Source organism: Serratia sp. 1D1416, from assembly GCF_003641105.1.
Classification (GTDB): Bacteria; Pseudomonadota; Gammaproteobacteria; order Enterobacterales; family Enterobacteriaceae; genus Serratia; species Serratia ficaria.
In genome coordinates this window covers 3,954,970-3,981,602 of record NZ_CP032738.1, presented here as the reverse complement: position 1 = coordinate 3,981,602, position 26,633 = coordinate 3,954,970, and the positions used below count along the sequence as shown (strand labels likewise).

The 26,633-nt window shown below is 63.1% G+C and carries 22 protein-coding genes; 13 read left to right on the top strand and 9 right to left on the bottom strand.

Annotation, left to right across the window (positions count from 1 at the left end; translation table 11 throughout):
• Positions 1 to 92 precede the first annotated feature (92 nt).
• The gene (gene add / locus D7I37_RS19295) at positions 93 to 1,091 is read left to right on the top strand and encodes an adenosine deaminase (RefSeq protein ID WP_061795597.1); all 999 of its coding nucleotides are present in this window, start codon (positions 93 to 95) and stop codon (positions 1,089 to 1,091) included.
• Positions 1,092 to 1,122: 31 nt separating this feature from the next.
• Here the strand turns inward: add and D7I37_RS19290 are convergent, their stop codons facing one another.
• From D7I37_RS19290 to D7I37_RS19265, 6 genes are all read right to left on the bottom strand, one after another.
• Positions 1,123 to 2,127: a bile acid:sodium symporter family protein gene (locus tag D7I37_RS19290; protein ID WP_129544181.1), complete on the bottom strand. Its 1,005-nt coding sequence runs from the start codon at positions 2,125 to 2,127 to the stop codon at positions 1,123 to 1,125.
• A gap of 71 nt (positions 2,128 to 2,198) precedes the next feature.
• On the bottom strand, positions 2,199 to 3,239 hold the full coding sequence (locus tag D7I37_RS19285; protein WP_061795595.1) for an oxidoreductase: 1,041 nt from the start codon (positions 3,237 to 3,239) through the stop codon (positions 2,199 to 2,201).
• An 87-nt stretch (positions 3,240 to 3,326) separates the two neighbouring features.
• A complete protein-coding gene (gene araC, locus D7I37_RS19280; protein ID WP_061795594.1) occupies positions 3,327 to 4,241 on the bottom strand; it encodes an arabinose operon transcriptional regulator AraC in 915 nt (304 codons plus the stop codon).
• 156 nt (positions 4,242 to 4,397) lie between these two features.
• On the bottom strand, positions 4,398 to 5,372 hold the full coding sequence (araH, locus tag D7I37_RS19275; RefSeq protein WP_370671110.1) for an L-arabinose ABC transporter permease AraH: 975 nt from the start codon (positions 5,370 to 5,372) through the stop codon (positions 4,398 to 4,400).
• Positions 5,373 to 5,392: 20 nt separating this feature from the next.
• Positions 5,393 to 6,934, bottom strand: coding sequence for an L-arabinose ABC transporter ATP-binding protein AraG (gene araG / locus D7I37_RS19270; RefSeq protein ID WP_061795592.1), 1,542 nt, complete (start codon positions 6,932 to 6,934; stop codon positions 5,393 to 5,395).
• A 58-nt stretch (positions 6,935 to 6,992) separates the two neighbouring features.
• Positions 6,993 to 7,976: an arabinose ABC transporter substrate-binding protein gene (locus D7I37_RS19265; RefSeq protein WP_061795591.1), complete on the bottom strand. Its 984-nt coding sequence runs from the start codon at positions 7,974 to 7,976 to the stop codon at positions 6,993 to 6,995.
• 363 nt (positions 7,977 to 8,339) lie between these two features.
• Between D7I37_RS19265 and D7I37_RS19260 the strand changes: the two genes are divergently transcribed.
• The 6 genes from D7I37_RS19260 (at position 8,340) to rsxC (ending at position 15,624) form a co-directional block, all read left to right on the top strand.
• The gene (locus D7I37_RS19260; RefSeq protein WP_129544180.1) at positions 8,340 to 10,019 is read left to right on the top strand and encodes a ribulokinase; all 1,680 of its coding nucleotides are present in this window, start codon (positions 8,340 to 8,342) and stop codon (positions 10,017 to 10,019) included.
• Between the two features lie 23 nt (positions 10,020 to 10,042).
• Complete coding sequence (araA, locus tag D7I37_RS19255) at positions 10,043 to 11,548, top strand: L-arabinose isomerase (RefSeq protein WP_061795589.1); 1,506 nt, start codon at positions 10,043 to 10,045, stop codon at positions 11,546 to 11,548.
• 155 nt (positions 11,549 to 11,703) lie between these two features.
• The gene (locus D7I37_RS19250; RefSeq protein WP_095097331.1) at positions 11,704 to 12,144 is read left to right on the top strand and encodes a DUF2569 domain-containing protein; all 441 of its coding nucleotides are present in this window, start codon (positions 11,704 to 11,706) and stop codon (positions 12,142 to 12,144) included.
• A gap of 144 nt (positions 12,145 to 12,288) precedes the next feature.
• Positions 12,289 to 12,870, top strand: a complete 582-nt coding sequence (rsxA, locus tag D7I37_RS19245; protein WP_061795587.1) for an electron transport complex subunit RsxA — start codon at positions 12,289 to 12,291, stop codon at positions 12,868 to 12,870.
• Positions 12,870 to 13,442 (top strand): electron transport complex subunit RsxB, encoded by a 573-nt coding sequence (gene rsxB / locus D7I37_RS19240; RefSeq protein WP_095097328.1) that lies wholly within the window; start codon positions 12,870 to 12,872, stop codon positions 13,440 to 13,442. Before rsxA ends, rsxB begins: the two co-directional genes overlap by 1 nt.
• Positions 13,435 to 15,624: an electron transport complex subunit RsxC gene (gene rsxC, locus D7I37_RS19235; protein ID WP_129544179.1), complete on the top strand. Its 2,190-nt coding sequence runs from the start codon at positions 13,435 to 13,437 to the stop codon at positions 15,622 to 15,624. The genes rsxB and rsxC overlap by 8 nt, the downstream gene beginning before the upstream one ends.
• Before the next feature lie 33 nt (positions 15,625 to 15,657).
• Here the strand turns inward: rsxC and D7I37_RS19230 are convergent, their stop codons facing one another.
• Entirely contained in the window at positions 15,658 to 16,551 is an 894-nt protein-coding gene (locus D7I37_RS19230) for a helix-turn-helix domain-containing protein (protein ID WP_061795584.1), read from the bottom strand.
• A gap of 383 nt (positions 16,552 to 16,934) precedes the next feature.
• Between D7I37_RS19230 and rsxD the strand changes: the two genes are divergently transcribed.
• The 5 genes from rsxD (at position 16,935) to dtpA (ending at position 22,117) form a co-directional block, all read left to right on the top strand.
• Complete coding sequence (gene rsxD / locus D7I37_RS19225; RefSeq protein ID WP_061795583.1) at positions 16,935 to 18,020, top strand: electron transport complex subunit RsxD; 1,086 nt, start codon at positions 16,935 to 16,937, stop codon at positions 18,018 to 18,020.
• A 9-nt stretch (positions 18,021 to 18,029) separates the two neighbouring features.
• Positions 18,030 to 18,659: an electron transport complex subunit RsxG gene (gene rsxG, locus D7I37_RS19220; RefSeq protein ID WP_061795682.1), complete on the top strand. Its 630-nt coding sequence runs from the start codon at positions 18,030 to 18,032 to the stop codon at positions 18,657 to 18,659.
• Positions 18,656 to 19,354, top strand: coding sequence for an electron transport complex subunit E (locus D7I37_RS19215; protein WP_061795582.1), 699 nt, complete (start codon positions 18,656 to 18,658; stop codon positions 19,352 to 19,354). The genes rsxG and D7I37_RS19215 overlap by 4 nt, the downstream gene beginning before the upstream one ends.
• The gene (gene nth, locus D7I37_RS19210; RefSeq protein ID WP_061795581.1) at positions 19,354 to 19,995 is read left to right on the top strand and encodes an endonuclease III; all 642 of its coding nucleotides are present in this window, start codon (positions 19,354 to 19,356) and stop codon (positions 19,993 to 19,995) included. Before D7I37_RS19215 ends, nth begins: the two co-directional genes overlap by 1 nt.
• Before the next feature lie 601 nt (positions 19,996 to 20,596).
• Positions 20,597 to 22,117 carry a dipeptide/tripeptide permease DtpA gene (gene dtpA / locus D7I37_RS19205; protein ID WP_129544178.1) on the top strand — a complete coding sequence of 507 codons (1,521 nt, stop codon included), beginning with the start codon at positions 20,597 to 20,599 and terminating at the stop codon, positions 22,115 to 22,117.
• 317 nt (positions 22,118 to 22,434) lie between these two features.
• Here the strand turns inward: dtpA and D7I37_RS19200 are convergent, their stop codons facing one another.
• Positions 22,435 to 24,522, bottom strand: coding sequence for a prolyl oligopeptidase family protein (locus D7I37_RS19200; protein WP_061795575.1), 2,088 nt, complete (start codon positions 24,520 to 24,522; stop codon positions 22,435 to 22,437).
• 159 nt (positions 24,523 to 24,681) lie between these two features.
• The gene (locus tag D7I37_RS19195) at positions 24,682 to 25,245 is read right to left on the bottom strand and encodes a helix-turn-helix domain-containing protein (RefSeq protein ID WP_061795574.1); all 564 of its coding nucleotides are present in this window, start codon (positions 25,243 to 25,245) and stop codon (positions 24,682 to 24,684) included.
• A 116-nt stretch (positions 25,246 to 25,361) separates the two neighbouring features.
• Here D7I37_RS19195 and D7I37_RS19190 point away from each other — a divergent pair, with 116 nt between their 5' ends.
• Positions 25,362 to 26,549 (top strand): benzoate/H(+) symporter BenE family transporter, encoded by a 1,188-nt coding sequence (locus D7I37_RS19190; RefSeq protein ID WP_129544177.1) that lies wholly within the window; start codon positions 25,362 to 25,364, stop codon positions 26,547 to 26,549.
• Positions 26,550 to 26,633 lie beyond the last annotated feature (84 nt).

Here is a 26,633-nt window from a genome sequence, read left to right as displayed (position 1 = left end):
ATCACTTTTTTATGTAACGCAATGGCAATTTTCATCCATTTGTTTTTATACTGATATGCACTTTACCTACAACAAAATAACGAGTGCCTATCATGATCGACTCCCGCCTACCGCTTACCGATATCCACCGCCATCTCGACGGCAACATCCGCGCGCAAACCATTCTCGACCTTGGCCGCCGGTTCAACCTCGCGCTGCCCGCGGACGAACTGGAGGCGCTGCGCCCGCACGTGCAGATCACCCATGCCGAACCGGATCTGGTCAGCTTCCTGCAGAAGCTGGACTGGGGCGTGGCGGTGCTGGGCGACCTGGAGGCCTGCCGCCGCGTCGCCTACGAAAACGTCGAAGATGCCGCCAACGCCGGCCTGCACTACGCCGAGCTGCGTTTCTCGCCGTACTACATGGCGATGAAACACCGGCTGCCGGTGGCCGGCGTGGTAGAAGCGGTGATCGACGGCGTTCGTTCCGGCAGCCGCGACCGCGGCATCGATATTCGTCTGATTGGCATCATGAGCCGCACCTTCGGCGAGGCCGCCTGCCTGCAGGAGCTGGAGGGCCTGCTGGCGCACCGCGACGGCATTACCGCGCTGGATCTGGCGGGCGATGAGCTCGGCTTTCCCGGCAGCCTGTTCCTCAGCCACTTCAACCGCGCGCGCGACGCCGGCCTGCGCATCACGGTGCATGCCGGCGAAGCCGCCGGCCCGGAGAGCATCTGGCAGGCGATCCGCGAGCTGGGCGCCGAGCGTATCGGCCACGGAGTGAAGGCCATCGAAGATCCGGCGTTGATGGATTTCCTGGCGGAGCACGCGATCGGCATCGAATCCTGCCTGACGTCCAACATTCAAACCAGCACCGTGCCGTCGCTGGCGCAGCACCCGTTGGCCCAGTTCCTGCGCCATGGCGTGCTGGCGTCGATCAACACCGACGATCCGGCGGTTCAGGGCATCGAGATCGAACACGAATACCTCGTCGCCGCGCCGCAGGCCGGGCTGACGCCGGCGGAGATCCGCACCGCGCAGGAAAACGGCCTGAAAATGGCGTTCCTCAGCGAGCGGGAAAAGCAGGCCCTGCGCGACAAAGTGCAAGCCTGATGGCAATGGGCGCGAAAATCGCGCCCATGTTTCATTTCGCCGTCAGCGCTTCCGCTTCCGCCCGCTGTTTGGCGGTTTTACGCGCATAGCGCTGCGCCAGCACCGCGCACACCATCAGCTGCACCTGATGGAAAATCATCAGCGGCAGCACCATCGCCCCCACCGCCGCGGCCGGGAACAGCACGTTGGCCATCGGAATGCCGTTCGCCAGGCTCTTTTTGGAGCCGCAAAACACGATGGTGATCTCGTCGGCGGTATCGAAGCCCAGCCAGCGCGCGGTGTAGGTGTTGATGATCAATACCACCGTCAGCAGCACCAGCGACATCACCAGAATGGTCAGCAGCGACCAGCCGTCGATCCGCTGCCAAATGCCTTCCACCACCGCCGCGCTGAAGGCGGTATACACCACCAGCAGTATCGATGACCGGTCAGTGAGATTGATCAGCTTGCGGTGGCGATCGACCCATTTGCCGATCAGCGGTCGCGCCAGATGGCCGATGACGAACGGCACCATCAGCTGCAGAACTATCGAACCGATGGCGTGCAGCACGTCGGTGTTGCCGCCCTGGGTATGCATCAGCGCGCCCACCAGCAACGGCGACAGGAACACGCCGAGAATGCTGGAGGCCGAGGCGCTGCAGATCGCCGCCGCCACGTTGCCGCCCGCCGCCGAGGTAAAGGCGATGGCCGACTGCACCGTCGCCGGCAGCGCGCACAGGTAGAGGAAGCCAAGGTAAACCGTCGGCGTCATCAGGCCCGGCACCATCAGGTTCATCGCCAGCCCCAGCAGCGGGAACAGCGCAAAGGTGCTGAGAAACACCACCAGGTGCAGCTTCCAGTGGCTCATGCCGGCGATGATCGCCTCGCGCGACAGCTTGGCGCCGTGCATAAAGAACAGCAACGCAATGGCGGCGGTGGTCAGACGCTCAAAAAAGGTTTTCCATATCCCTTCGCAGGGGAATACCGACGCGACCGCCACCACCAGAACCAAAACCAGCAAAAATTTATCAATACGCAGACGCTGCAACCAGGACATTAAGCGGATTTCCTTGCATTAAACGATAAAAAGGCCCGGCGCAGCGCCGGGCCGACAACGGAGGGCCATGCTCAGGCCACCGGCAGCGCCTGCTGCCGACGGGCCGATTCGATGCCCAGTTCGATCAGTTCCATCACCGCGATGGCCTCGGCGGCCGGCACCGGATTATCTCCCGCGCCGGTGATGGCGTCGCGGATGGCGGCGTAATAGGCCGGGTAATTGCCGGGAACGTTCAGCAGCGGCTGCTCGGCCAGCAGGTCACCACGTGACAGCGTCACCACGCCGTCGCGCATATCGTACCCCCAGTCGGCCTGCGGCAAGCGTTCGCCGGCCTTCAGCCGGTCCTCCTGCGGATCCAGCCCGAATTTGATATAGCTGCCGCGGGTGCCGTGCACAATATAGCGGGCGCTTTCCGCCGCCGCCAACATCGTGGCGTGCAGCACCACCCGACGCTGGCCGTAGTTGAGCAGCGCATGGAAGTAATCCGCCGCCCGGGCGCCGGGCCGCAGCTCGCCCAGATCGACCAGCAGCCGGTCGGGCTTGCCGAACAGCTGCAGCGCCTGATCGAGCAGGTGCGGCCCCAGATCGTACCAGATGCCGCTGCCGGCGCCGCCCTGTTCGCGCCAGCGCTGGCGCACTTCTGGCCGGAAACGGTCAAAGTGGGATTCGAAGTAAACCACTTCGCCCAGGGAACCGTCCTTCAGCAGCGCCTTGAGGGTCAGAAAATCGCTGTCCCAGCGGCGGTTGTGAAACACCGAAAGCAGCAGACCGCTCTGTTGCGCCTGCTGCCGCAGGGCCTGCGCCTGTGACAGGGTCAGGGTAAAGGGTTTGTCCACCACCACGTGCTTGCCGGCGGCCAGCGCCTGTTGCGCCAGCGGATAGTGGGTGTCGTTGGGGGTAGGAATGACGATCAAATCGATCGAGGGGTCGTCGAACAGCGCCTGCGCCTCGCCGACCACCGGCATCGACGGCCAGTCGGCGTGCACTTTTCCGGCATCGCTGCTGGCAACCGCCGCCAACGCCAGGCCCGGGGTGCCGGCGATCAACGGCGCATGAAAGGTTTTGCCGGCGTAGCCGTAGCCGACCAGCCCGACGCGAATGTTCTCAGCCATGGTGTTTCCTCTACAGGTTACTGACTCCAGACAGACCCTGTCGATTTGACACCATGACGCCGGACGGAACAAGAAGTAAATTAAATGTTAATTCGAGGCGGCGCGCGCCGGTTCGCGCTGATTTTTCGCCGGGTAGTTGATCTCCAGGCTGCGGCGCCGGAAATCGCTTGGGCTGACGCCCACCCGTTTGCGGAACACCCGCGAGAAATAGAGCTGGTCGTCATACCCCACCACCCGGCCGATGGTGGCGATCGATTCCTGAGTGGTCTGCAGCAGCAGCTTGGCGCGGATCACCCGCTGGTCCTCGCGCCAGCGCAGGATATTGATGCCCACCTGTTCGCGGAATAAATGCGCCAGCCGCGACGGCGACAGGCAGACGTGGCGCGCGACTTCGTCGATGCGCAGCTCGCCGGCCAGGTTGCCGGTAATGAACTGGCAGGCTTCAATCACGCGCGGATCCATGATCTTCTGCGGGCTGAGCGGATCCTCCTCCATCGCCCGCAGCAGCAGCCGCTCCAGCAGGTTCATTCCCAGCTCTTCGGCGAAGCGGCGGCCGGAACGCTGGGTGTGTTCGATATTGGCGAACAGCCGGTCGAATTCCAGCAGCAGGTTGCTGTTCGGCAGCGTCAGCCGCCCCACCTGATGCGCCTTGCTGTGCCACTCCAGCCAATCGGCCCAGTAGGCGCGCGGGCGGAAATAGACCCAGCGGTGATACCAACAGTCGCTGTCCGGCGAACGGCCGTAATAATGCGCCGCCTTGGGCGGGAACAGCAGCAGATCGCCCGGGTTGCAGTACAGGGTGTCTTCGCCGTCGAACACCTTGCCCTGGCCCTTGATGGTCAAATTGAGGATATAGCCCTTCATGCCGCCGGGACGGTCGATAAAGAAATCCAGCGGGCCGTCGGCCACGATCGGCGTCAGCCCGGCCACCAGATAGGCGTTGAAGGTGTATCCCGGCAGCAGCGGGTTGGGCTGCGGTTCCTGAGCCATGCGATGGTACATCGGTCCTCCTCAAGTGGCTTGCGTAACGACCCTATGGCCGGTGGATGTCACGTTGCGGCCCCGGCGCCGGCAAGGCGGCGGGTATCAACCAGTGTATCGGCCCGGCGGATTACTGCGCGGGCCGATGGCGGAACTGTGAGCCGCCAGACGCTTTGCCTAGGCCGCTCGCTTGGCTTTCTGTTTGTAGCGGTCGAAGATCACCGCCGCCAGCAGGATCACCCCGCGCACCACGTACTGCGAGAACGGCGAGATATTCAGCAGGTTCATGGCGTTTTCCACCGTGCCGAGGATCAGGATGCCGGCGATCACATACGAGATCTTGCCGATGCCGCCTTTCAGCGACACCCCACCCAGCACGCAGGCGGAGATGACGATCAGCTCATAGCCGATCGAGGTCATCGGCTGGCCGCTGGTCATGCGCGAAGCCAAAATGATGCCGGCGGCGGCCGATACCAGCCCGGACAGCACGAAGATCACAATCTTGGTGCGCACCACCGGCACGCCGGCCAGCCGCGCCGCCTCTTCGTTGCCGCCGATCGCCAGCGTATTGCGGCCGAAGGTGGTCTTGTTCAGCAGAAAACCGAACAGGATCAGGCAGGCGACGGTGATCCAGATCGGCGCCGGCAGGCCCAGCCAGTTGGCGTAGCCGAGGGTGAAGAAACGCTCATCTTCGATGCCGACCGCCTTGCCGTCGGAGATGATATAAGCCAGCCCGCGGAAAATTTGCATGGTGGCCAGGGTGGTGATCAGCGCGTTGATCTTCAGGCGCGCGATGACGAAGCCGTTGATCAGTCCGGACGCCACGCCGAGCAGCAAACCGGCGGCGACGCCGATCCACAGGCTTTCGGTCAGGTTGATCACCACCGCGGTGGTGACCCCGGCGCAGGCGATCACCGAAGCGACCGACAGGTCGAAGTCGCCGGAGGCCAGGCAGAACAGCATGCCGCAGGCCACCATGCCGGACATCGAGATCGCCAGCCCCAGCCCTTTCATGTTGATGAAGCTGCCGAAATTGGGCACCAGCAGCACGCAGGCGATAAACAGCACCGCGAACACCACCAGCATGCCGTAGCTGTCCCAGATGCGCGCCAGCCCCAGGCCGCCGCGGTTCTTCACGGAATTGGTCGTCATGGTCGACATCTCTTTCTCCTTCACAGTCGGGCCACCGTCGCCGTGGCGTCCGGGGCGATATCGGGGGTGCGCAGCATCGCCAGGCTGAGCGCCTGTTCCTCGCTGGCGCCGTGGTGCGGCAGTTCACCGGCGATGGCGCCTTCGCGCATCACGATGACGCGGTCCGCCAGCCCCAGCACCTCCGGCAGGTCGCTGGAGGCGAACAGCACCGCGATGCCCTGCTGCGCCAGCTGGTAAATCACGTGGTAGATCTCGTGCTTGGCGCCGACGTCGATGCCGCGCGTCGGCTCGTCCAGCAGGATCACCTTCATTTCCTCCGACAGCCAGCGGCCCAGAATGGCCTTCTGCTGGTTGCCGCCGGAGAGGTTCATGATCAGCTGTTCGGCGCTGGGCGTTTTGATGTTCAGCGCGCGGATATGATGCTGCGCGTTGCTGACTTCCCAACCGTTGTTGATCAGGCAGCCGGCGCGAATGCTTTTGCGCCGCGCGCTGATGTTGATGTTGTCGCGCACCGAATGCACCGGGATGATGCCGTCCGCCTTGCGATCCTCCGGGCACAGCATGATGCCGGCGCGGATGGCGTCGATCGGCGAACGCACCGCCAGCGCCTGGCCGTCGAGCGTCAGGCGGCCGCCGCGCACCCGGGTGGCGCCGAAAATGCCCTTCATCAATTCGCTGCGCCCGGCGCCCACCAGCCCGAACAGCCCGACAATCTCGCCGGCGCGCACGCTGAGGCTGATGGGCGTTTTCACCCCTTGCGCCTGCAGCCGGTCCAGCTGCAGGCGCACCGCGCCCAGCTCTCGCGGCTGGTAGCCATAGACGTCGCCGAGATCGCGCCCGACCATCGCCTGCACCAGCTGAGCGTGATCGACCTGGTTCATGTCGGCGAAGGTGCGCACGTAGCGGCCGTCCTTGAATACCGTAATCGCATCGCTGAGGGCGAAGATTTCCTCCATGCGGTGCGACACGTACAGGATCACCCGCCCTTCGGCGCGCAGCTCGCGGATCACCCGGAACAGCTGTTCTATCTCCCTGGCGGACAACGAACTGGTCGGCTCGTCGAAAGCGATCACCTTGGCGTTGCGCGCCAGCGCCTTGGCGATCTCCACCATCTGCCACTGGCCGATCGACAGGTATTTGAGCGGCGTATCGGGATCGATATCCAGCCCGAGATGTTCCAGCTGCAGCCGCGCCTCGTAGCGCAGCAGTTTGCGATCCACCATGCCGCGCCGGGTCGGCAGTTGGCCCAGGTAGATGTTCTCCGCCACGGTCATTTCCGGCACCAGGTGCAGCTCCTGGTAGATGATCGCCACCCCGGCGTTCAGTGCGTCGGTGGCGTGGGCGAACTGCACCGGCCGCCCGCGAAGATGGATTTCGCCCTGGCTCGGGGCATAGTTGCCGCTGAGAATTTTCAACAGCGTCGACTTGCCGGCGCCGTTCTCGCCCATCAGGGCGTGGACCTGCCCGGCCTGACAGTCGAAGCTGATATCATCCAGCGCCTTAACGCCGGGGAAACTCTTGCCTATGCCTTTGAAAGCCAGATACGGCGTCGTGGCTGTCATCGCGCTGTCCTCATGCTTGCGTTGAAAACGCCGCCCGCGCCAGCAGGCGGCGCACCGGTTACATCAGGCCTTTTTTCTGCAGCTCGGCCTTGAAGTTGTCGCGGGTGATCAGCACCACGTCGGTCACTTCGGTGAACTTCTGCGGTTCGACGCCCTTTTCCACCCAGTCGTGCAGCATCTGGATGCTCTTGTAGCCGTGGATGTCCGGGCTGGGCAGCAGCGAGCCGTAGAAACCGGTGGCCTGCGCCTTGGAGAGTTCGCTCACCGCGTCCACGCCGTTGATGCCGATGCCGATCACGTTCGGCGCCTTGAAGCCCTGGCCTTCGGTGGCGCGCACGCCGCCCAGCACGGTGTTGTCGTTCATGCCGACGATCAGCCAGTTTTTCACTTCCGGATGTTGCACCAGCATCGAGTTGGCGGCGTCGAAGGCGCCGGGAATGTCATTGGACTTGGTCGGCACCCGGTAGATTTGCTTTTCCGGGAAGCCGGCGGCCTTCAGCGCATCCATCGAACCGCCGGTGCGGCGCCGGGCGGTATCCAGCTCATCGGCGGTGATCGCCATCACCGCGGTGTCCGCCACTTTCCAGCCGCGCTGGTTCATCTCTTTCCACAGCTCCTGTCCCTGACGCTCGCCGATTTTGGTCGCCGCCATCATCACCAACGGCACGCTGTCCATCGGTTTGCCCTTGGCGGTGACGAACTGATCGTCGACGGCGATCACCTTCAGGTCATAGCTGCGCGCCTTGGCGACGATCGCCGAGCCGAGCTTCGGATCCGGGGTGCAGATGACGAACCCCTTGGCGCCGCTGGCCGCCAGGCTGTCGATGGCGTTCAGGGTCTTCTCGCCGTCCGGCACGGCGATTTTGATCACTTCGAAGCCGAGATCCTTGCCGGCCTTGTCGGCAAACTTCCACTCGGTCTGGAACCAGGGTTCTTCCGGTTGTTTGACCAAAAAGCCCAGCTTCATGGTTTCGGCGGCAGCCGAATGTGACATAACGGCCGCCAGTCCCAGCGCCGCCAGCGCCTTAGTGAATTTATGCATGATGCTCTCCGCGGTGTCGTTCTCGTTGGCGGGGAAAATGCCGCCACTGTGAAAACGTTATCATTAGGGTATCTGTGGTCGGATAAGCGCTTATGCTGCGCTATTGACCGACGTAAAGAGTAAGACGGAATAAGTTTTAGCGGGAATTTGTTGCCGAAATGTAGAGCGCTATCACATCCAGGGATTACAGCAGATATGTGCATATATTTAGCCGATTCGGCCAAGCGGCGACATTTGACAGCCATCACAAAACCGCTGGCCGAAGCAGAAAAGTGCATACTTCCAGCCAATGGATCCTCACGCCGGCGGCCCGCACGCTCCTATCGTTAACCCCTGTGTAACAACCGATAAGGAGTCAGCATCATGACCGCAGGCGCTATCGCCCTGGGATTGGACTTCGGCAGTGATTCGGTACGGGCGCTGGCGGTGGATTGCCACAGCGGCCGCGAACTGGATACCGAAGTGGTGTATTACCCGCGCTGGCAGCGCGGCGAATTCTGCGACGCCGCGGAAAACCGCTTCCGCCACCACCCGCTCGACTATATCGACGCCATGGAGCAGGCGATCGTCGCGGTGGTGCAGCGCATGCCGCCGGCCAGGCGACTGCAGGTGGCGGGCATCGGCGTCGACTCCACCGGCTCCACCCCGGCGCCGATCGACCAACAGGGCCGGGTGCTGGCGCTGCGGCCCGAGTTCGCCGCCAACCCGAACGCCATGTTCGTGTTGTGGAAGGACCACACCGCCGTCGACGAGGCCGACGCCATCAACCGCCTGTGCCGCAGCGGCGAGTTCCCTGACTATTCGCGCTATATCGGCGGCGTTTATTCGTCGGAATGGTTCTGGGCCAAGATACTGCACGTTTCGCGCCAGGACGCCGAGGTGCGGCGCGCCGCCGCCTCCTGGGTGGAGCTGTGCGACTGGGTGCCGGCGCTGCTGTCCGGCACCACCGCGCCCGACCGGCTGAAGCGCGGCCGCTGCAGCGTCGGCCACAAAACCCTGTGGCATCCCGACTGGGGCGGCCTGCCGCCGAAGGCGTTTTTCGCCGCGCTGGATCCGCTGCTGGTAGAGGACTTGCCCTGGCCGCTGTTTACCGAGGCGCAGACCGCCGATCTGCCGGTCGGCACGCTGACCGCCGAGTGGGCCGCACGGCTGGGGCTGCCGCAGAGCGTGGTGCTGTCCGGCGGCGCCTTCGACTGCCATATGGGCGCGGTGGGCGCCGGCGCTCAGCCCTATACGCTGGTCAAGGTGATCGGCACCTCCACCTGCGACATCCTGATCGCCGACCCTCAGCGGGTTGACGGCCGCGCCATCGAGGGCATCTGCGGCCAGGTCGACGGCAGCGTGGTGCCTGGCATGATCGGGCTGGAAGCCGGGCAATCGGCCTTCGGCGACATGTATGCCTGGTTCAGCCGCCTGCTGAGCTGGCCGCTGCGCGAAGCGGCGAAAAACCAGCCGGCGCTGGCGCCGCAGCTGCGGCAGATAGAAGCCGGCCTGCTGACCGACCTCACCGACGCCTGGGCCCGCGCCCCTTCCCTCGATCACCTGCCGGTGGTGCTGGACTGGTTCAACGGCCGTCGCACCCCTTACGCCAATCAGCGCCTGAAAGGCGTGATTGCCGAGCTGAATCTCGGCACCGAGGCGCCGGCGCTGTTCGGCGGTTTTATCGCCGCCACCGCCTTCGGCGCCCGCGCCATCATGGAGTGCTTCGAACGGCAGCGGATCCCGGTCGACAACGTGCTGGCGATGGGCGGCATCGCCCGTAAATCGCCGGCGATCATGCAGGCCTGCGCCGACGTGATGAATCGCCCGCTACAGATTGTCGCCTCCGACCAATGCTGCGCGCTGGGTGCGGCGATCTTCGCCGCCGTCGCCGCCGGCTGCTTCGCCGACGTGCCCGCCGCGCAGCGGCGAATGGCCTGCGGCATCGAACGCACGCTGCAACCGGACGCCCGGCGCGCGGCGCGCTATCAGCAGCTTTATCAAAACTACCAGCGCTGGTGCCGGGCGGCCGAGCCGCGCTACGCCGCCGCTGACCACGCCTAACCACCGATACTCAGGAGTCTTTGATGGACGCATTCAAGCAGCTCGAAGTCTGGTTCGCCGTCGGCAGCCAGCATCTGTATGGCCCGGCGACCTTGCAACAGGTCAGGGCCCACGCCGAACAGGTGGTGGCCAGCCTCAATAGCGAGGCCGGATTGCCGGTGAAGCTGGTGCTGAAGCCGCTGGTCACCACGCCGGATGAAATCACCGCCCTGTGCCGGGAAGCCAACTACGCGCAGAACTGCATCGGCATTGTCACCTGGCTGCACACCTTCTCGCCGGCCAAGATGTGGATAGCCGGGCTGACGCAGCTCGACAAACCGCTGTTGCAATTCCATACCCAGTTCAACGCCGAAGTGCCGTGGGACAGCATGGACATGGACTTCATGAACCTCAATCAAACCGCCCACGGCGGCCGGGAGTTCGGCTTCATCGGCGCGCGCATGCGCCAGCAGCACAGCGTGATCGCCGGCCACTGGCGCGACGGCGAAGCGCAACGGCGCATCGGCCAGTGGATGCGCGTCGCCGCCGCCAGGCAGGAAAGCCGGCAACTGAAGGTGGCGCGCTTTGGCGACAATATGCGCGAAGTGGCGGTAACCGAAGGCGATAAGGTCGGCGCGCAAATCCAGTTCGGTTATTCGGTCAGCGCCTACGGCATCGGCGATCTGGTCGGCGCGATCGATGAAATTGGCCGCGGCGAGGTGGATGCGCTGATAGAAGAGTATGAGGCCAGCTATATTCTGAGCGCGGCGGCGCAGCACGGCGGCGCCAAACGCGAGGATCTGCTGGACGCGGCGCGCATCGAACTGGGCATGAAGCGCTTCCTCGAGCGGGGCGGTTTCCACGCTTTCACCACCAACTTTGAAGATCTGCACGGCATGAAGCAGCTACCGGGGCTGGCGGTGCAGCGCCTGATGCAGCAGGGCTACGGCTTCGGCGGCGAAGGCGACTGGAAGACCGCCGCGCTGCTGCGCATTCTCAAGGTGATGGCCGGCGGGCTGCAGGGCGGCACTTCCTTTATGGAGGATTACACTTATCACTTCCAGCCGGGCAACGATCTGGTGGTCGGTTCGCACATGCTGGAGGTGTGTCCGTCGATCGCCAAAGAGGCGAAGCCGCTGCTGGACATCCAGCCGCTGGGCATCGGCGGCAAGGCCGATCCGGCGCGCCTGATCTTCTCCACCCCGGCCGGCCCGGCAGTCAACGCCAGCCTGATCGACATGGGCGACCGTTTCCGCCTGCTGGTCAATCAGGTTGATACCGTCGAACAGCCGCAGCCGTTGCCCAAACTGCCGGTGGCGCGCGCCATCTGGCGGGCCCAGCCCAGCCTGGCCACCGCCGCCGAGGCGTGGATCCTGGCGGGCGGCGCGCACCACACCGTGTTCTCTCAGGCGCTGGACGCCGATATGCTGCGGCTGTACGCCGACATGCACAACGTCGAATTCCTGCTGATCGACAACGCCACCACGCTGCCGGCGTTCAAAAATGAAATCCGCTGGAACGAAGCCTACTATCAGCTCAACCGCCGTTAATCCGCCGGCGGCCGGTGTGAAAACCGGCCGCCGGTAGCCAAACGTGCTGCCCGCCCCGCTTTGCCGCCCGCCATCCGCTTGATACTGATGACGAAGCCCGCATTAACCGCTAAGCTATGCCGCCTGTTACCTCTGTTTCATTCAGGAAGCCGTTTATGTCTCAAGCTGAATACACCCGTATCGGCGGTTGGTTGCTGGCCCCGATGGCCTATCTGATCGTCACCCTGCTCAGCGCCAGCCTGATGCTGCTCCTGTACGCCATGGCGATCTTCATGCCGGAATCGCGTGAATATCTGCTGACCAACGCCCAGGCGTTCACCCTGCAATGGTATTTTTCGGTGCTGACCACCCTGGCGATGTGGTGTTTCACCCTGTGGCTGCTGTGGCTGTTCTGCCAGCGCTCGCGGCGTTTCCCGAAACTGTTCCTGCTGTGGCTGCTGGTGACCGTGGTGCTGGCGATCAAGGCCTTCGCCTTTGCGCCGGTGCCGGATGAAGTGGCGGTGCGCAGCCTGGGTTGGCCGCTGCTGATGGCGGCGCTGCTGGTGCCCTACATCAAACGCTCCCAGCGGGTAAAAGGCACCTTTACCGAGGGCTGAGCGCGCTGTAGCACGTTTTATGCGAATAATTGTGTAAATTTTCGCCAAAAATAGCCAAAAAGGGCAATACCCCTGCTATTCATATGTTGTCGTCCGGCCGCCGATTCCCGATAATAGGCGGCTTTTATTTTTTTAGGCATCGCAATGACCGAATACCTGCTCCTGTTTGTCGGCACCGTACTGGTGAACAACTTCGTCCTGGTGAAGTTTCTTGGCCTGTGCCCGTTCCTCGGCGTATCCAAGAAGCTGGAAAGCGCCATCGGCATGGGGATGGCCACCACCTTCGTGATGACGCTGGCCTCCGTCAGCGCCTGGGTGATCAACACCTTTATTCTGGTTCCGCTGGATCTGGTGTACCTGCGTACGCTGTCGTTCATTCTGGTGATCGCCGTGGTGGTGCAATTCACCGAGATGGTGGTGCGTAAAACCAGCCCGGCGCTGTACCGCCTGCTGGGCATCTTCCTGCCGCTGATCACCACCAACTGCGCGGTGCTCGGCGTGGCGCTGCTCAACATCAACCTCGGCTACAACTTCCTGCAGTCTGCGGTGTATGGCTTCAGCGCCGCCGCCGGCTTCTCGCTGGTGATGGTGCTGTTCGCCGCCATTCGCGAACGTCTGGCGGTGGCCGACGTTCCCGCTCCGTTCCGCGGTTCGTCGATCGCGTTGATCACCGCCGGGCTGATGTCGCTGGCCTTTATGGGCTTTACCGGGCTGGTGAAATTCTAATGAGCGCGTTGTGGATCGCTATCGCGGCATTGAGCGCGCTCGGTTTGCTGTTCGGTCTGGTGCTGGGCTACGCCGCGCGCCGCTTCGAGGTGGAAGAGGATCCGGTCGCCGAGCAGGTCGACGAGATCCTGCCGCAGAGCCAGTGCGGCCAGTGCGGCTACCCCGGCTGCCGCCCCTATGCCGAAGCGGTGGCCAACGGCGAGATGATCAACAAATGCGCGCCGGGCGGCGAACAGGTGATGCTGAAGCTGGCTGAGCTGCTCAACGTCGAACCGCAGCCATTGGGCAGCGAAGTCGCCGCCGAACCGGTGCGTAAAGTGGCCTATATCGACGAAGCCAACTGCATCGGCTGCACCAAGTGCATTCAGGCCTGCCCGGTGGACGCCATCGTCGGCGCCACCCGCGCCATGCACACCGTGATTACCGACCTCTGTACCGGCTGCGATCTGTGCGTCGCGCCGTGCCCTACCGACTGTATTGAAATGAAACCGGTCGCCGCCACCACCGCCAACTGGAAGTGGGATATGAAGACGATCCCGGTGCAAGTGATCCACGTGGAGCAACATGCTTAATCTGTTCGCCGCCTTTAAAAAAGACCGGATTTGGGATTTCGACGGCGGGATCCATCCGCCGGAGATGAAGACCCAGTCCAGCGGCGTGCCGCTGCGTGTCGCTCCGTTGCCCGATACCTTCATCATTCCGCTGCAGCAGCACCTGGGGCCGGAAGGCGAACTGTGCGTCAGCCCCGGCGATCGGGTGCTGAAAGGCCAGCCGCTGACCCTGGGCCGCGGCCGCACGGTGCCGGTGCACGCGCCGACTTCCGGCACCGTCAGCGCCATTAAGCCGCATATCACCGCCCACCCCTCCGGGCTGGCCGAGCTGTGCGTGATCATCGAAGCCGACGGTGAAGACCGCTGGTGCGAACGCGAGCCGCTCGCCGATTACCGTCAGCACGGCGCCGCCGAGCTGATTCAGCGCATCCATCAGGCGGGCATCGCCGGGCTGGGCGGCGCGGGCTTCCCGACCGCCAGCAAGCTGCAGGGCGGCATGAGCGGCGTGGAAACGCTGATCCTCAACGCCGCCGAGTGCGAGCCTTATATCACCGCCGACGATCGCCTGATGCGGGAACACGCCGATCAGATCATCGAGGGCACGCAGATCCTGCGCCACCTGCTGCAGCCGAAAATCACCCTGATCGGCATCGAAGACAACAAGCCGGAAGCCATCGCGGCGCTGAAACAGGCGCTGCGCGGCCAAACCGACATCGCGCTGCGGGTGATCCCGACCAAATACCCGTCCGGCGGCGCCAAACAGCTGACCAGGATCCTGACCGGCAAGGAAGTGCCGCACGGCAAACACTCCTCCGCCATCGGCGTGCTGATGCAAAACGTCGGCACCGCTTTCGCCATCAAACGGGCGATCGTCGACGGCGAACCGCTGATTGAACGCGTGGTGACCCTGACCGGCGAGGCGCTGAGCCAACCGGGCAACCTGTGGGCGCGCATCGGCACCCCGGTGCAACACCTGCTGAACTTTGCCGGCTTCCGGCCGCAGGCCCAGCAGATGGTGGTGATGGGCGGCCCGCTGATGGGCTTTACCCTGCCCGCCCTCAACGTGCCGATCGTTAAAATCAGCAACTGCATCCTGGCGCCGACGGTCGACGAAATGGCGCCGCAGGAACAGGAGCAGTCGTGCATCCGCTGCGGCCTGTGCGTGGACGCCTGCCCGGCGGGCCTGTTGCCGCAGCAGCTTTACTGGTTCAGCCGCGGCCAGGAGCACGACAAGGCGCGCAATCACAACCTGTTCGACTGCATCGAGTGCGGCGCCTGCGCCTTCGTGTGCCCCAGCAATATCCCGCTGGTGCAGTATTACCGCCAGGAAAAGGCCGAGATCAAGGCCATCGATCAGGAAGCGGCGCGCACCGCCGAAGCCAAGGCGCGTTACGAAGCCAAACTGGCCCGCCTGGAGCGCGAGAAGCTGGCGCGTGAAGAGCGCCATAAAAAGGCCGCCGTCAAGCTGACCGACAACGATCAGAATGCGGTGCAGGCCGCGCTGGCGCGGGTACGCAGCAAGAATAACGAAGCGGCGGTCGTTGCCGTCGACGGCCAGCAGCCGGACAACAGCGAGATGATCGCCGCCCGCGAGGCGCGCAAGGCACAGGCGCGCGAACGCCGCGCTCGGCAGGAAACCCAGGCCGCGCCGGCCGCCGCCGCGCCGGCCGAAGACGAGGATCCGCGCAAGGCTGCGGTTGCGGCGGCCATCGCCCGCGCCAAGGCCAGGAAAGCCGCCGCGCCGGCCGACCCAGCGCCGACGGCGGAAGAAGATCCGCGCAAGGCGGCGGTTGCCGCCGCTCTGGCCCGGGTGAAAGCCAAGAAAGCCGCCGCCCAGGCGGACGGCGCCGCGCCGGCCGACCCTGCGCCGACGGCGGAAGAGGATCCGCGCAAGGCCGCGGTTGCCGCCGCTCTGGCCCGGGTGAAGGCCAAAAAAGCCGCCGCCCAGGCGGACGGCGCCGCGCCGGCCGACCCTGCGCCGGCGGCGGAAGAGGATCCGCGCAAGGCGGCGGTTGCCGCCGCTCTGGCCCGGGTGAAGGCCAAAAAAGCCGCCGCCCAGGCGGACGGCGCCGCGCCGGCCGACCCTGCGCCGGCGGCGGAAGAAGAGGATCCGCGCAAGGCCGCGGTTGCGGCGGCCATCGCCCGCGCCAAAGCCAAAAAAGCCGCCCGGGAAACGGCGGCCTCAGACGCGGACAATAAGTGATGGGGTAACGCCTTGCAGGCCGCAAGGCGTTATTCAGTCGATGGAGATCAGATAGGTGTAATCAACTTCAATCTGGCGCATTTTCGATTCCGGCGTCCACTCCTTGAGTTGAATGATCTCCATTTCCATGCTGCCCTTCACCTCATGCCGCAGCCCCGGCATCACATGAGAAATCAGGTAACCGAAAAACTGCAGGCACTCTTTGGCCGAGCCCTGATGGGTGATCGAAATGTACTCGCGCCCCGGAATGTGGATATTGTCGATTTGATGCCCGGAAACGATATCCTTTTTGTTTTCCGGATCGACCGCCATCACGTGGGTCGATGAAAACCCCGCTTCCGCGCCGCTCAGCTCCGAATGAATGCTGTAAACCCGGTGGCAGTCCACGTTCAGGCCTTTGAAGAAATCGTTGAAAATCTCATCCTTCATCGCCATGCAGGACGCGTGTTCGATTTCCTGCTCGGCGCTGAAGTCCAGCTGGCGCGAGAAACCCACCAGCTGCATGTCCGGCAGCATCAAACGCTTCACCTCCGGGTAGTAGCCCGCGCCGTAGCTGGCTTCGAAATTGAAGCGCGGCATCAGGTTTTTAACGTCCCACTGTTCCATGGAGCGGTAGCGGTTAGGCGTGGTGCCGAAACGCTGCTTGAACATGCGGGTAAAGGTCTGCTGCGAGTCAAATCCCAGCTCGTCGGAAATGTCGATAATGGAACGGCGGGTAATGCGCAACGCCACCGCCGCGCGCGTCAGGATGCGCGAACGGATATAGGTGGCGAGCTGAATGCCGGTAATGCGTTTGAATTTGCGCTGCAGATGCCACTTGGAGTACCCCGAAATGCGGGCGACTTCGTCCAGGTTTGGCCTCTTCTCCAGATGTATCTCAACCCACTCTATTAGCTCTTCAATAAAAAATATGTCTTCATTTGTCATTATTATGCTTTCACTAACTCAGTTATAGTCGGGATAGTAACCTACATGGATTATGCAAAAGTTGTTATTTTGTGCGAAAAAACGTACCGAAAATCACATTCCATTCATGTGGTTATGCCCGTTATCCCGCCGCGACGATTTTGCGCAAATCGTCGCCTCAGGCAGCCAAACTAGCGCATTTTTATGACGGAAAAAAATCCGATCGCGCCATGCCGCGGCATTAGCCCTTACAAAGCGTGCTAAAAACCCAATACCCTTATTATTAAGGCGTACTCCCCCAAGCGCGAATCAGGTAGAATGCCCGGCTATCATTTTTTAACAGCGCCCTGTCGTGCGGCGCGATGAAACTGCCGCAGGCGCGGCAAAGAAGGTGTCGTTACTCTATGAAGTTCAGGCCGGTATCACCCACAGCCGCCAAAGGCTTACACATCGCCAGCTCACCTTTCACCCATAATCAGCAAAGCACCAGCCGTATCATGCTGTGGGTGATGCTGGCCTGTATTCCCGGCATCGCCGCGCAGCTGTGGTTTTTTGGCTACGGCACGCTGATCCAGACCGCATTGGCCATGATCGTCGCGCTGCTGGCGGAAGGCGCCATTCTGGCGCTGCGCAAGCTGCCGGTACGCAGCCGGCTGGCGGACAACTCCGCGCTGCTGACCGCCCTGCTGCTCGGCATCAGCCTGCCGCCGCTGGCGCCCTGGTGGATGATCGTCATCGGTACTTTCTTCGCCATCGTGATCGCCAAGCAGCTGTACGGCGGTTTGGGGCAGAACCCGTTCAACCCGGCGATGGTCGGCTACGTGGTGCTGTTGATCTCATTCCCGGTGCAGATGACCAGTTGGCTGCCGCCGGAGGCGCTGCGCGCCACCGCGCTGTCGTTCCAGGATACGCTGCTGGCCATTTTCAGCGGCCATACCGGCCAGGGCGCCACCATTCATCAGCTGCAGATGGGCTTTGACGGCATCAGCCAGGCGACGCCGCTCGACGGTTTCAAAACCGGCCTGCGCAGCGGCCACAGCGTCGATCAGGTGTTGCAGCAACCGCTGTTCGGCGGCGTGCTGGCGGGGATCGGCTGGCAGTGGGTCAACCTCGGTTTCCTGGCCGGCGGCCTGTTCATGCTGGGGCGCAAGCTGATCCATTGGCAAATTCCGTTCAGCATGCTGGCGGCCATCGCCTTTTGTTCCGGACTGGCCTGGTGGATTGATCCTGCGCAGCAGGCGTCGCCGTTGATCCATCTGTTCTCCGGCGCCAGCATGCTCGGCGCGTTCTTTATCGCCACCGACCCGGTCAGCGCCTCCACCACGCCCAAGGGCCGGCTGATTTACGGCGCGCTGATCGGCGTGCTGGTCTGGCTGATCCGCGTTTATGGCGGCTACCCGGACGGCGTCGCCTTCGCCGTGCTGTTGGCCAACATTACCGTCCCGTTAATCGACCACTACACGCAGCCGCGCGTGTACGGCCATCGCTGAGGAGCCATGATGCTGAAGTCAATGAGAAAGCATGGCACCACGCTGGCGGTGTTTGCCGCGGTGACCACCGGCCTGACCGCGGTGGTCAACGGCCTGACGCAAAAAACCATCGCCCATCAGGCGACGCTGCAGCAAAAAGCGCTGTTCGATCAGGTGGTGCCGCCGGAATACTACGACAACGACATGCAGGCCGAGTGTTTCCTGGTTAGCGATCCGGCGCTGGGCAACGGCGCGCCGCATCGCCTGTATCTGGCGCGCAAGAGCGGCCAACCGAGCGCCGCGGCGCTGGAAACCACCGCGCCGGACGGCTACTCGGGCGCCATTCAGCTGCTGGTCGGCGCCGATTTCAGCGGCACCGTGCTCGGCACCCGGGTGATCGAACACCATGAGACCCCCGGCCTCGGCGACAAGATTGAGCTGCGCATTTCGAACTGGATCGCCTTCTTCAGCGGCCAGAAAATCGAAGGCCCGGACGACAAACGCTGGGCGGTGAAGAAGGACGGCGGCATGTTCGATCAATTCACCGGCGCCACCATCACCCCGCGTGCGGTAGTGAACGCGGTGCGCCGAACGGCGTTGTATATGGAAACGCTGCCGCCTAAACTTGAGAGCTTACCTGCCTGTGGAGCCAGCGAATGAGTGAAGCAAAAGATCTGATTGTCCAGGGGTTGTGGAAAAACAACTCCGCCCTGGTGCAGCTATTGGGGATGTGTCCGCTGCTGGCCGTGACCTCCACCGTGACCAACGCCCTCGGCCTGGGCCTGGCCACCACGCTGGTGCTGGTGCTGACCAACAGCTCCATCTCCGCGGTGCGCCGCTGGGTGCCGAGCGAAGTGCGCATCCCGATCTACGTGATGATCATCGCCGCGGTGGTGAGCATCGTGCAGATGCTGATCAACGCCTACGCTTTCGGCCTGTACCAGTCGCTGGGGATCTTTATTCCGTTGATCGTCACCAACTGCATCGTGGTGGGCCGCGCCGAAGCGGTGGCCGCCAGGAAACCGGTCGGCCTGTCGGCGCTGGATGGCCTGGCCATCGGCCTGGGCGCCACCGGCGTTATGGTGACGCTGGGTTCGATGCGCGAACTGCTGAGCAACGGCACCCTGTTCGACGGCGCCGACATGCTGCTGGGCAGTTGGGCCAAGGTGCTGCGTATCGAAGTGGTGCACTTCGACAGCCCGTTCCTGCTGGCGATGCTGCCGCCGGGCGCCTTTATCGGCCTGGGGCTGCTGCTGGCGGTGAAATACCTGATCGACGAAAAAATGAAGGCGCGCAAGGCTCAGGCCACCGTGAACCCACCCGCGCTGCAGCCGGGACGCGCGGAGAAGGCCTGATGAACAAGCAAAAACGACTGGAAATTCTCACCCGCCTGCGGGACAACAACCCGCACCCGACTACCGAACTGGTGTACACCACGCCGTTTGAGTTGCTGATCGCGGTGCTGCTCTCCGCGCAGGCCACCGACGTCAGCGTCAACAAGGCCACCGCGAAGCTCTATCCGGTCGCCAACACCCCCGCCGCCATGCTGGCGCTGGGCGTCGACGGCGTGAAGGAATACATCAAGACTATCGGCCTGTTCAACAGCAAGGCCGAGAACGTCATTAAAACCTGCCGCATGCTGCTGGAGCTGCACGGCGGTGAAGTGCCGGAAGACCGCGCCGCGCTGGAAGCGCTGCCGGGGGTGGGCCGCAAAACCGCCAACGTGGTGCTCAACACCGCCTTTGGCTGGGCGACCATCGCCGTGGATACCCATATCTTTCGGGTGTGCAACCGCACGCGCTTCGCGCCGGGCAAGAACGTCGATCTGGTGGAGGAGAAGCTGCTGAAAGTGGTGCCCGCCGAGTTCAAGGTCGACTGCCACCACTGGCTGATCCTGCACGGCCGCTATACCTGCATCGCGAGAAAACCGCGTTGCGGCTCCTGTATTATCGAAGACCTGTGCGAGTTTAACGAGAAGGTTTACCCCGACGCCTGATCCTGCGGGCGCCATGTGCGCCCCGTCCCGCCTCTGGCGCTCAGCGCCTTATTTTTTATCAAAAATGTGATATCACGCAGCAGTAACCCCGGCGTTATCGCGGATTTCAGCGAAAATCCCATCTCAGAGTTATTTTCAAGCGGAAAATTAGTTAAAAATTGCGGTCGGCATCACGCTTTAACGATCACAATGCGTTCACAAATGCCAGCCCACCGCGTCTTGTTTTTCATAATTTTGCCAAATCCACTATATGCACAACAATTCAATGGATTATTCACCACCACCACTTCGATGAACCAAAAAAACGCATCTCAGCAGAATATATCCCTGTTTAAATTTCGTATAGCTTTTAATCGAAATAAAAAATCGGCAAAGCAGACAAACTCAAACGTTAATACTGCATAACATTTGCAACATCGCTGCATAATCCCGCCGCCGTTATATGTAACCGAATATGACAAACTGCTTGCCTCGTTGACAAAGATAGTGAACATTAACCGCCGTCATTCCATCCTATAACAACGCAGAAGGATGCAGTTCCGCATCACCTTTTGCACTTTCCCGTCTGCTTGAGTCGGGCTGCGAAAAAACAGAGGTACCAGTGTCAACAGCAAACAACAACAGCAAACAACCGGAGAGCGTGAGTCTCAACGCCTTCAAACAGCCTAAGGCGTTCTACCTGATCTTCTCGATCGAACTCTGGGAACGCTTCGGTTATTACGGCCTGCAGGGCATCATGGCGGTTTATCTGGTCAAGATGCTTGGCCTGAGCGAAGCCGACTCCATCACCCTGTTCTCTTCTTTCAGCGCACTGGTGTACGGCTTCGTCGCCATCGGCGGCTGGCTGGGCGACAAGGTGCTGGGCTCCAAGCGCGTGATCGTGCTGGGCGCGCTGGTGCTGGCCGCCGGTTACGCCATGGTGGCCTACTCCGGCCACGAGATCTTCTGGGTTTATCTGGGCATGGCGACCATCGCCGTGGGCAGCGGCCTGTTCAAGGCCAACCCGTCGTCCCTGTTGTCTACCTGCTATGAGAAAGACGACCCGCGTCTCGATGGCGCGTTCACCATGTACTATATGTCGGTGAACATCGGTTCCTTCTTCTCGATGCTGGCCACCCCGTGGCTGGCGGCGAAATACGGCTGGAGCGTCGCCTTCTCCCTCAGCGTGGTGGGCATGCTGATCACTCTGGTCAACTTTATGTTCTGCCACAAGTGGGTGAAACAGCACGGTTCCAAGCCGGACTTCAAGCCGCTGCACCTGCCAAAACTGCTGATGGTGCTGGTCGGCGTGGTCGCGCTGATCCTGGTGTCCAGCTGGCTGCTGCACAACCAGACGATAGCCCGCTGGGCGCTGGCGATCATCTCTGTCGGCATCGTCATCGTGTTCGCCAAAGAGACCTTCGCGCTGCACGGCGCCGCACGCCGCAAGATGATCGTCGCCTTCCTGCTGATGCTGGAAGCGGTGGTATTCTTTGTGCTGTATAGCCAGATGCCGACCTCGCTGAACTTCTTCGCCATCCACAACGTGGAGCACAGCATCCTCGGCATCGCCTTTGAACCCGAGCAGTATCAGGCGCTGAACCCGTTCTGGATCATGCTGGCCAGCCCCATTCTGGCCGCGCTGTACAACAAGATGGGCGACCGCCTGCCGATGCCGCACAAGTTCGCCTTCGGCATGATCCTGTGCTCCTGCGCCTTCCTGGTGCTGCCATGGGGCGCCAGCTTCGCCAACGAACAGGGCATCGTCTCGGTTAACTGGCTGATCCTCAGCTACGCGCTGCAGAGCATCGGCGAGCTGATGATCTCCGGCCTGGGCCTGGCGATGGTGGCGCAGCTGGTGCCGCAACGCCTGATGGGCTTCATCATGGGCTCCTGGTTCCTGACCACCGCCGCCGCCGCACTGATCGCCGGCAAGGTGGCCGGCCTGACCGCGGTGCCAGACGACATCAACGATGCGCATGCTTCGCTGGCCATCTACAGCCACGTGTTTATGCAAATCGGCATCGCCACCGCGGCGATCGCCATCCTGATGATGCTGACCGCGCCGAAGCTGTACCGCATGACGCTGGATACCGCCGAAGACGCTAACCAGAAGGCGCAGGAAGCCGCTGCCGCCAACTGATCGCCTCTGGGCGCTAATCATGACCAACGGGGCTTGTCGCCCCGTTTTTTTTGCCGTTGCCTAGCCGCAACGGAATGCGTCGCCCTGACGCTGCGATACAGCGCAGATTACCGGTCGGCGGCGGGCAATTCGACCGGATTGGCGGACCTATCCATCTGATAATCGTTTAATCATCCCCTGCCGTTTAACGAGAGAGCCGCCACGCACTTTACCCAAGCCATTACCCACCTTCCCGCCGACAGCTGCGGCGTATCCCGATGCCCACTTTGTGGAAGATACCGCGGTGGTGCTGCCCGAGCGGCGGCGATTGCCGCGGCTCAGGCCGGTTTGCCGCTCAGGCTGGCCCACATAAATTCGCTGACCAGCGCGCTGTGGAACGCCGCCTGCTTCTTATCGGCCGCCGCGCTGTGCCCGCCCTCGGTATTCTCATAGAAATACACCTGCTGGTAGCCCATTTGCTGCATGCGCGCCGCCATCTTGCGCGCGTGCGCCGGGTTAACCCGGTCGTCGCTGGTGGCGGTGTAGAACAGCACCGGCGGGTAGGCCACCTGCGTCTTGATGTTATGGTACGGCGAGAAGCTCTTGATATAGGCCCACTGCTCCGGCCTGGACGGATCGCCGTACTCGGCAATCCACGAGGCGCCGGCGGAAAGTTGGGTGTAGCGCTGCATGTCGAGCAGCGGCACTTCGCAAACGATGCAGCCGAACAGCTGCGGATACTGCGTCAGCATGTTGCCGACCAGCAGCCCGCCGTTGCTGCCGCCGCGCGCCCCCAGATGCTGTGACGACGTCACCTTTCGCGCAATCAGATCTTCCGCCACCGCGGCGAAGTCCTCATAGGCGCGGTGGCGATGCTGCTTGAGCGCCGCCTGGTGCCAGGCCGGCCCATATTCGCCGCCGCCGCGGATATTGGCCACCACGTACACCCCGCCGCGCTCCAGCCAGGTTGGCGCCTTGCTGCCCATGTAGCCCGGCAGCAGCGGCACTTCAAAACCGCCGTAGCCATACAGCAGCGTCGGATTGCTGCCGTCCAGCCTGAGCGCTTTGGCGGCGATCTGGAAGTACGGCACCCGGGTGCCGTCTTTCGAACGGGCGAAGTGCTGGCTGACCTGATAGCCGCCGGCGTCGAAGTCCTGCGGCCCCTGCTTCAGCAGCTCCGCCTCACCGCCGTCGAGGTTGCCCATGTACAGCGAGGTCGGCTGCAGGAAGCCGCCGATGGTCAGGAAATAATCGTTGGTTTCCTCATCGATGCCGCCGGCGGAAATGGTGCTGATGGCGCCCGGGTTGCCCAGTGGCCGCCGCTGCCAGCCGTCGCCGTGCGGCGTCAGCACCTCCAGGCGGTTCACCACGTTATCCATAATGCTGAGGATCAGACTCCCGCGCGTGCCGCTGTAACCGCTCAGCGCCATCTGCTCATTGGGGGTGAACAGCACCTGCAGCTCACGCTTGCCGGCCAGATAGTCGTCGAAGTTGGCCGCCAGCAGCGCGCCGGACGGATAGCGCTTGCCGCCCACCTGCCAGTCGCTGCTCGGCTTGATCAGCAGCCATTCGCGGTGGGTATCGAATTCGGCGTCTTCCGGGATCTCAATCTTGATCTGCCGGCCCTGCGCGGTCAGCAAGAAGCTTTCGCGACGGTAAAAATCCAGGCTGCGGCCAACGTAGTCGCGCTCGAAGCCCGGCGTGCGATCGTGATAGGCGAATACCGCCATATCCTCCGGCTGCGCCTGGTACAGGGTTTCGGCGGCGCTCAGCGGCGTGCCGCGGCGCCAGCGCTTGGCGATGCGCGCGTAGCCGGACTGGGTCATGGATCCGGGGCCGAAATCGGTGGCGATAAACAGCGTGTCTTTATCGATCCACGACGCCTGGCTTTTGGCCACCGGCAGCCGGAATCCGTCCTTCACGAAGGCCTTCGCGATCAGGTCGAACTCGCGAATTTCGGTGGCGTCGCCGCCGTCCGGCGACAGTTCCATCAGGCAATAGCGGTATTCCGGCGCCAGCGGCTGCGAACCGTGATACACCCAGTCCTTGCCCTCCGCCTTGCCCAGCGCGTCGATGTCCAGCACGGTTTCCCACGCCGGCCTGGCCTTGCGGTATTCCGCCAGCGTCGTGCGGCGCAGCAGGCCGCGCGGGTTGGCCTGATCCTGCCAGAAGTTGTAGTAGTAGTCGCCGCGTTTGCTGATCCAGGGGATCTGGGTGTCCTTATTGAGGATATCCAGCACCTGCCGCTCCAGCTGGTGGAAGCCCTCTCCCTGCGCAAAACGCGCGGCGGTGCGCTGGTTTTCCCGCTGCACCCATTGCTGCGCGGCCTTGCCCTGCAGCTCTTCCAGCCACAGGAATTCATCGCCGGCGGCGCTGCCGCCTTCCGCCGCCATCGCCAGGCGAATACTGTTGGGTAATGAAGTCATCGCGAATACGGCTCCTGCGGTTTGTGCGCTGAGTTTAATAAACTGACGTCGATTGCTGACCGGCAAAATCAAGCTCCTTTTGGCCGAGAAATAAGAGTCATTTTCAACAAGGTAGGCGTTTGGCGGCGCAGAGTCAAAGGCTGCGCCCAGGGCGTTGAGTCAGGATTTAGGATAGTGGATCAGATCGTGAATGCGCACCGATTGCTGGCCGGCATTGCGGTAGGCGTGCGGCCGATCGGCCTGAAAACGCATCGCCTCGCCGGCGGCCAGACGGTGCCATTGGCCGTCGATCGCCAGCTCCAGCCGGCCGCTGATGACGATCACGTGCTCGATGACGCCCGGCTCATGGGGCGAAGATTCGCTGAGCGCCCCGGGCGCCAGATCGATGACAAACATGTCGAAACCCAGCTGCCTGTCGAACGGGAACAGCGGCACCACGCGCATATCGGCATTGTGCTGGTCGAACACCGGCAAATCGCCGTAGCGGTGCAGCGCGGCCTGCTGCTGCAGCGGCGCAGCCTCGAGAAAGGCCGAAAACGCCACGTTGAAACCGGTGGCGATCTTCCACAACGTCGCCACCGTCGGGCTGGACTCGCCGCGTTCAATCTGCCCGAGCATCGCCTTGCTGACGCCGGTATGCGCGGCCGCCTGCGTCAGGCTCCAGCCGCGCTGAGCGCGCAGCGTGCGAAGGGTGTGCGCCAAATGGCCGGTCAGTTCCTGCATAATGTCTCCCCCTGCTTTTGGCGGCGATTATAGCCACTTGTGCGCTATAACGCACGATGCTATGCTGATTTTCGCTGTGCGTTATAACGCACGAATCATCATTCCCGGAGCCCGCCATGCGCCCAGCCCTTTCCCTGCGTCATCTGACGCTGCCCGCCGTCATGGCCGGTTTTGTCGCCGTGCTGGTCGGTTACACCAGCTCCGCCGCGATCATCTTCCAGGCCGCCGCCGCCGCGGGCGCCACGCCGCTGCAGATCGGCGGCTGGCTGAGCGCGCTGGGGCTGGGGATGGGCGTCACTTCGCTTGGCCTTTCGCTGTATTACCGCACGCCGATCCTGACCGCCTGGTCGACGCCCGGCGCGGCGCTGCTGGTGACCAGCCTGCCCGGCACCCCGCTAAATGAGGCGATCGGCGTCTTCATCTTCGCCTCCGGGCTGATCCTGCTGTGCGGCGTGACCGGCCTGTTCGCCCGGCTGATGGACTTTATTCCGCAGGCGATCTCCGCCGCGATGCTGGCGGGCATTTTGCTGCGCTTCGGCCTGGACGCTTTCGCCTCGCTGCAGGTTAACTTCGCCCTCAGCGCCGGCATGGGGTTGGCGTACCTGCTCAGCCGCCGCTATCTGGCGCGCTATGCCATCGTCTTGACCTTGCTGAGCGGGTTGGCCATCGCCGCGCTGCAGGGCAATATTCACCTGGCCCAACAGCCGTGGGCCTTCGCCATGCCGGAATTTATCACCCCGCACTTCAGCGCGTCGACGCTGCTGGGCATCGGCGTGCCGTTCTTCGTGGTGACCATGGCGTCGCAAAACGCCCCCGGCATCGCCACGCTGAAGGCGGCCGGCTACAGCGTGCCGACGTCGCCCCTGATCGGCTGGACCGCGCTGACCGCCCTGCTGCTGGCGCCGTTCGGCGGATTCTCGGTGTGCATCGCCGCCATCACCGCCGCTATCTGCATGGGGCCGGACGTGCACCCCGACCCGCAGCGCCGCTATATGGGCGCGGTCGCCGCCGGCGCCTTCTACCTGCTGGCCGGGCTGTTCGGCGGCGCCATCGGCATGCTGTTCAGCGCGCTGCCGGCGGCGCTGATCCAGACCATCGCCGGGCTGGCGCTGCTGGGCACCATCGGCGGCAGCCTGCAACGCGCCCTGCACGACGAGAGGCAACGCGACGCGGCCTTGATCGCCTTTTTGATCACCGGCTCCGGCGTGACGCTGCTGGGGGTCGGTTCCGCTTTTTGGGGCATTATCGGCGGCGCCATCGCCCACCTGCTGCTCTCGCTGCCGCGGCGCACGCCCGCGCCGTGAAAAACGTGCACATGACGTTGACAAGACACGCGGCGGCGCCTTCACTTGAGGTGCTCAGCAGCGATTTACCTGAAGACGGGGGAC